This is a genomic window from Roseateles sp. (assembly GCF_031397715.1).
Classification (GTDB): Bacteria; Pseudomonadota; Gammaproteobacteria; order Burkholderiales; family Burkholderiaceae_C; genus Paucibacter_A.
On record NZ_JANNMI010000232.1, the window covers coordinates 1 to 4,631 of the forward strand.

A 4,631-nucleotide genomic window follows, 5' to 3' on the forward strand; every position below is an offset into this window, starting at 1 on the left:
TGTATTTGCGGCCGCGCACGACCGTGCGGATGGCCCGCACGATCTCTTCAGGGTCGCAGTCTTTGTTCAAGTAGCCGCTGGCGCCTTGGCGCAGCAAGGTGGTGGCGTAATGGGACTCGGGGAAGCCGCTCAAAATCAACACCGGCAAATCGGGCGCTCGCGCCCGGATCGCGCCCAGGGCGTCCACGCCGCTTTGGTCGGGCATCGAAATGTCCAGCAAGATCACGTCAATGTCGCCTTTGCGAACAATCTCCATTGCCTCGCGACCGGTGGCGGCCTCGGCCACCACTTGGAAGTCAATCTGGTCGGCAAAGAATTGCCTCAAGCCAGCGCGAACGATGGCGTGGTCATCAACAATTGCAATACGAATCATGGGTTTGGCAGCGCTCCTTGCGGGCATGATCCCATGATTTACAGCCAGGTCAGCATATGAATCTTTTAGCCGTCGCCAAGCGCAGTCCCTTGGTGCTGCCCTTGGCTTGTGTGGCGGCCTTGGCGATCATGTTTTTGAGTGAGCATTCGTACTGGCGCGCCAGCACCACGCTTGACGACATGGCGGCCATTGCCAAGCTTAAAGTTACGACCGGCCTGCTCTTGGTGGGTATGTTGGACGCCGAAACCGGCCAACGTGGCTATTTGCTCACCGCAGACAAGGCCTACCTTGAACCCTATGTGCAGGGGCTGAAAGACAGCGAAGCGGCGATGGGTGTGTTGAGCCTGGAATATGGCGGTGACCAGTATTTCAGCACCTTGCTGGCCCACATCAACGAGCTGCAGTTGGCCAAAAAGCAAGTGCTTGCGCAAGCCCTTGCCTGGGCTGATGAAGGCCGGCGCGAGCAGGCCTTGGCACTGGTGAAAAGCGGTGTTGGCAAGGCGCAGATGGATAAGCTCAGGGCCGATATTGCCGAGCTGTTGCAGTTGGAGACCGAGCGTTTTGATCGGCAACGAGAGCGGCTGAATCTGATCCTGACGGTCAGCCGCATCGGGCTGGCGGCACTCTGTGCCAGCAGCTTGTTGGCCTTGTTTTTGTATCTGCGCCAAACCCTGATTTTGAAGCAACAGACGCTGGAATCTCGGCGCACGCTGCAAGATGATCGCGATCAGCTGCAAGATGAGGCCGGCCTCAGCACGCTGATGTTGACCGAATTGACGCAGCATTTGCTGACCGCACGCGAAGACGAGCGGGGCCGCTTGGCACGCGATCTGCACGACGAGTTGGGCGCGCTGCTGACCTCGGCCAAGCTGGATGCGGCGCGCATCAAGTCGCGTTTGGTCAATCTGGTGCCGGGCGCACCCGAGGCGTTGGAGCGCTTGGCTCATTTGGTCGGCACGCTCAACGCCAGCATTGCCCTGGGGCGCACCATCATTGAGGATTTGCGCCCCTCCACCTTGAGCAATCTGGGCCTGCTGCCTACGCTGGAAATTTTGGTGCGCGAATTTGCTGAAGCCAAAGGCCTGCAGGTCCATTGTGAATTGCAGCCGGTTGAGCTGGCCAGTGGCGCGGAGATCATCGTCTACCGGGTGGTGCAAGAGGCTGTGACCAATATTTCCAAGTACGCGCAGGCGCGCCAGATTTGGCTCAAGATGCAGCAGGTCGACGGCGTGGTGACGGTGTCGGTGCGCGACGACGGCGTCGGCTTTGACAGCGAAGTTGTGCCGCGTTCGACCTACGGTTTGCTGGGCATGCGCATGCGCGTGGAGGCCGAGGGCGGGCAACTACAGGTGTCATCCAACCCGGGGCAGGGTACTTTGATTCAGATCAGCCTGCCGGCTTGCTCGGCGAACTTGGCTTAGGCTGACCCTGCCGGGCGGCAGCCGGCCAAGCTGAGCCCGCATTGCGCCCGTCGTCGGCCCCGTCCTACAGCGCCGCGTCCTATCTTCCGACCGCAATTTAGCCATGCCGCCTATCGTTGGCTCCGGCCGTGGGGCGGACACTTACAGCATGCCGCAGCCCACCCATCTGCGACGCTACTGGCCCCTTTTTACTTGCTCATCATGCCGCGTCAGCGGCTGCACCGGAGATCATCATGCTGCATTACGCCGTTGTCTTTTTCGTCATTGCCCTGATCGCTGCCTTGTTCGGTTTTGGTGGCATCGCAGCCAGCGCCGTCGGCATCGCGAAGATCTTGTTCGTCGTGTTTGCGGTGCTGGCTGTCGCCAGTTTCCTGTTCGGGCTGATTAGCAAGAACTAACGCATTACTTAACCCACTGTCCGACTTTAAGGAATCATCATGTTTGGTATCAACAAGACCTCAGTTTCGCCCAATAGCCGCTTGGACCATGGCGGCAATGCAGCCACAAATGCCCTGGCCGATGCGGATAAAGCTGTTGATTCGGCTGTCCAATCGGCTGAAAACGCGATGCAGGCCACGCAAGAACTGGCGCAGCAGGCGCTGGACAGCCTGGACAGCGGCGTGCAGGAATTGCGCGAAAAAACCTTTCCGATGCTCCACAAGGCGGCGGACCGCGCCAGCAACTTCGCCCATCGAAGCGTCGACGCGGTGCACGACCAATCCGTGCGTTTGCGCGACCAAGCCGTCCGCGCCCGCGCCAACACCAGCGACTACATTCGCGACGAGCCGGTCAAGTCGGTGCTGATGGCGGCAGCCACCGGCGCAGCCTTGATGGCCTTGATCGGCATGGTCAGCCGCAAGCGCGGCTGACCTACTGAATCCCGGATGCTCACGCTGCCATGCTGCAGGCTCTGATTCACCTGTTCACCACCCAGCCGGCTGCGTTGACGCAGCATGTGCAAGCCTATGCGGATCTGTTCGGCGACGAGTTTGGTTTGGCTAAACAGGCCTTGCGCAAGCGCTTGGTGTTGTGGGCGGCGGCTATTTGCGGCCTGAGCCTAAGCATGGGCTTGGCCGGTGTGGCGCTGTTGCTTTGGGCAGTGACGCCACCCGAGCAAGTGCACTCGATATGGATCTTGCTCGGCGTTCCCCTGCTACCCTTGGTGGCGGCACTGGCCTGCCTGTGGGCCGCAAGCGCCAAACTTAGTAGCGACGGCGCCATGTTTGCCAATTTTCGGCAACAGCTGGCGGTTGACCGGGCGCTGATGACGACGGTCAGCGCGGGACTATGAAGTCCGTTACGGCGAGGCCGAAGGCGGGCCTGGAAGCGGTGGCGCGCCTGAGCGTCACGCGTGAGTTGCTGTGCCAGAGCTTGCGCCAAAATTTGCAACAGCGCAGTGGCGGCAAGAGCGGCGGCAGCGAGAGCGGTGGGTCCGGCTTTCAGTCGCTGCCTGCGGTTGCCCTATTGCTTGAGGCGGCGAGAGCTTGGGCGCAAGGCCAGCCGCTGCGCATGAGCGCCGCGCTGCTGGCCGATACGTTCAAGGCTAGCTTGGCGCCGCTCGCCAAGCGCCACCCTTTGAGCCTTGTGTTTGGAGTCGCTGCCTTGGCGGGCTTGCTGGTGTGGGCGCGGCCGTGGCGCTGGGGCTTGGTCAAGCCGGCGCTGTTGGCCGGATTGGCGCAGCAGTTGCTTTCCAAAGCGCTCAACGGCGTTTCGCTGGAGGGCGTGCTGGCCATGTTTACGAGGTTTGCGCAACCACCATCGGCTGGCGCGCCGGTGCCCCCGCCGCCACCCTAACTCAGAGCCAATAGGCCCATGCATGAGCAAACTGCTCTTGCATGCGTTGCAGCAGCGGCCGGTGCTGCCACTGCTGCAACGTGATCTGTGTCGAGGCGCGCAAGTCCTGCTTGAACTGCGCCTGCATTTGCGCGCCAAATTCGGCCCCCAGCACCACCACATTCAACTCATGGTTGTGCAAAAAGCTGCGCCAGTCGAGATTGGTAGAGCCGACGGTCGACCAGACGCCGTCGATCGACGCGGTCTTGGTGTGCAGGATGGCGCCTTGGCGCTCGAAGATTTTCACGCCCGCTCGCAGCAGCGGCGCGTAGCTGGCGCGGCCGGCCTGCAGTACCAACCAAAAATCGGTTTGGCCGGGCAGCAGCAGCGTGACGTCAACGCCGCGCTGGGCCGCTTTGATCAGCGCCTCCAACAACTGCGGGTCGGGCACGAAATAGGCATTGCTCAGATGCACGCTGGTTTCGGCACTGGCAATTGCCGACAGCAGCGTGGCGTAGATGAGGCTGAAAGGCTCCTCCGGCGAGCTGCCAATGGCGCGCACCACTTGCTGGCCGGCACTGGTCACGGGCGGAAAGTAGTTGCTCTGTGCCAGCGCCGGGCCATTTTGGCCCGCCCACGTCGCCATGAATAGCCGCTGCAGATCGGCCACCACCGGGCCTTGCAATTGCAGATCGGTGTCGCGCCAAGCCAGCTGGGCGAGTCCGTTGGTTTTCTTGGCGGCCCGTGAGCCCGATTTAAATGAGCCACCCGAATAGACGCTGCTGATATTGATGCCCCCCAGAAAGGCGATGCGGCCGTCGACGATCAGCAGCTTGCGGTGGTCACGTTGATTGAGCTTCCACTCGCCACCGGCATCCAGTGCCTGCGCGGGATTGATGGGGTTGAAGGTCAAGACCTTGATACCGGCGCCGCGCAAGCGCTCGAAAAAGGCCGCCGGCGTGGCGATAGTGCCGACGCCGTCATGAATCAAATGGACCTGCACACCACCGCGTTGCTTGGCCATCAAGGCCTGGGCGAAGCGCTGGCCGACCTCATCGTCGTCG

7 protein-coding genes are annotated in these 4,631 nt (G+C 61.6%); 5 read left to right on the forward strand and 2 right to left on the reverse strand.

The window, feature by feature from the left end:
- Positions 1 to 373, reverse strand: a 373-nt coding sequence (locus tag RMO57_RS09940) for a response regulator transcription factor (RefSeq protein ID WP_310386187.1), incomplete at its 3' end; no start/stop codon positions are given.
- A gap of 56 nt (positions 374 to 429) precedes the next feature.
- On the opposite strand from RMO57_RS09940, the gene RMO57_RS09945 reads away from it, so the two are divergent.
- From RMO57_RS09945 to RMO57_RS09965, 5 genes are all read left to right on the forward strand, one after another.
- A complete protein-coding gene (locus RMO57_RS09945) occupies positions 430 to 1,794 on the forward strand; it encodes a CHASE3 domain-containing protein (protein WP_310386189.1) in 1,365 nt (454 codons plus the stop codon).
- Positions 1,795 to 2,027: 233 nt separating this feature from the next.
- Positions 2,028 to 2,192 carry a DUF1328 domain-containing protein gene (locus RMO57_RS09950; RefSeq protein WP_310386190.1) on the forward strand — a complete coding sequence of 55 codons (165 nt, stop codon included), beginning with the start codon at positions 2,028 to 2,030 and terminating at the stop codon, positions 2,190 to 2,192.
- A 39-nt stretch (positions 2,193 to 2,231) separates the two neighbouring features.
- On the forward strand, positions 2,232 to 2,663 hold the full coding sequence (locus tag RMO57_RS09955) for a hypothetical protein (protein WP_310386192.1): 432 nt from the start codon (positions 2,232 to 2,234) through the stop codon (positions 2,661 to 2,663).
- Between the two features lie 29 nt (positions 2,664 to 2,692).
- Positions 2,693 to 3,085: a hypothetical protein gene (locus tag RMO57_RS09960; protein WP_310386194.1), complete on the forward strand. Its 393-nt coding sequence runs from the start codon at positions 2,693 to 2,695 to the stop codon at positions 3,083 to 3,085.
- The gene (locus RMO57_RS09965) at positions 3,082 to 3,588 is read left to right on the forward strand and encodes a hypothetical protein (RefSeq protein WP_310386196.1); all 507 of its coding nucleotides are present in this window, start codon (positions 3,082 to 3,084) and stop codon (positions 3,586 to 3,588) included. Before RMO57_RS09960 ends, RMO57_RS09965 begins: the two co-directional genes overlap by 4 nt.
- Before the next feature lies 1 nt (position 3,589).
- On the opposite strand, the gene RMO57_RS09970 is transcribed toward RMO57_RS09965, so the two are convergent.
- Positions 3,590 to 4,631, reverse strand: a 1,042-nt coding sequence (locus tag RMO57_RS09970; protein ID WP_310386197.1) for a phospholipase D-like domain-containing protein, incomplete at its 5' end; no start/stop codon positions are given.

Coding starts and splice junctions, on each gene's coding strand:
- RMO57_RS09945 (WP_310386189.1), top strand. CDS start 430: ATGAATCTTTTAGCCGTCGCCAAGCGCAGTCCCTTGGTGCTGCCCTTG.
- RMO57_RS09950 (WP_310386190.1), top strand. CDS start 2,028: ATGCTGCATTACGCCGTTGTCTTTTTCGTCATTGCCCTGATCGCTGCC.
- RMO57_RS09955 (WP_310386192.1), top strand. CDS start 2,232: ATGTTTGGTATCAACAAGACCTCAGTTTCGCCCAATAGCCGCTTGGAC.
- RMO57_RS09960 (WP_310386194.1), top strand. CDS start 2,693: ATGCTGCAGGCTCTGATTCACCTGTTCACCACCCAGCCGGCTGCGTTG.
- RMO57_RS09965 (WP_310386196.1), top strand. CDS start 3,082: ATGAAGTCCGTTACGGCGAGGCCGAAGGCGGGCCTGGAAGCGGTGGCG.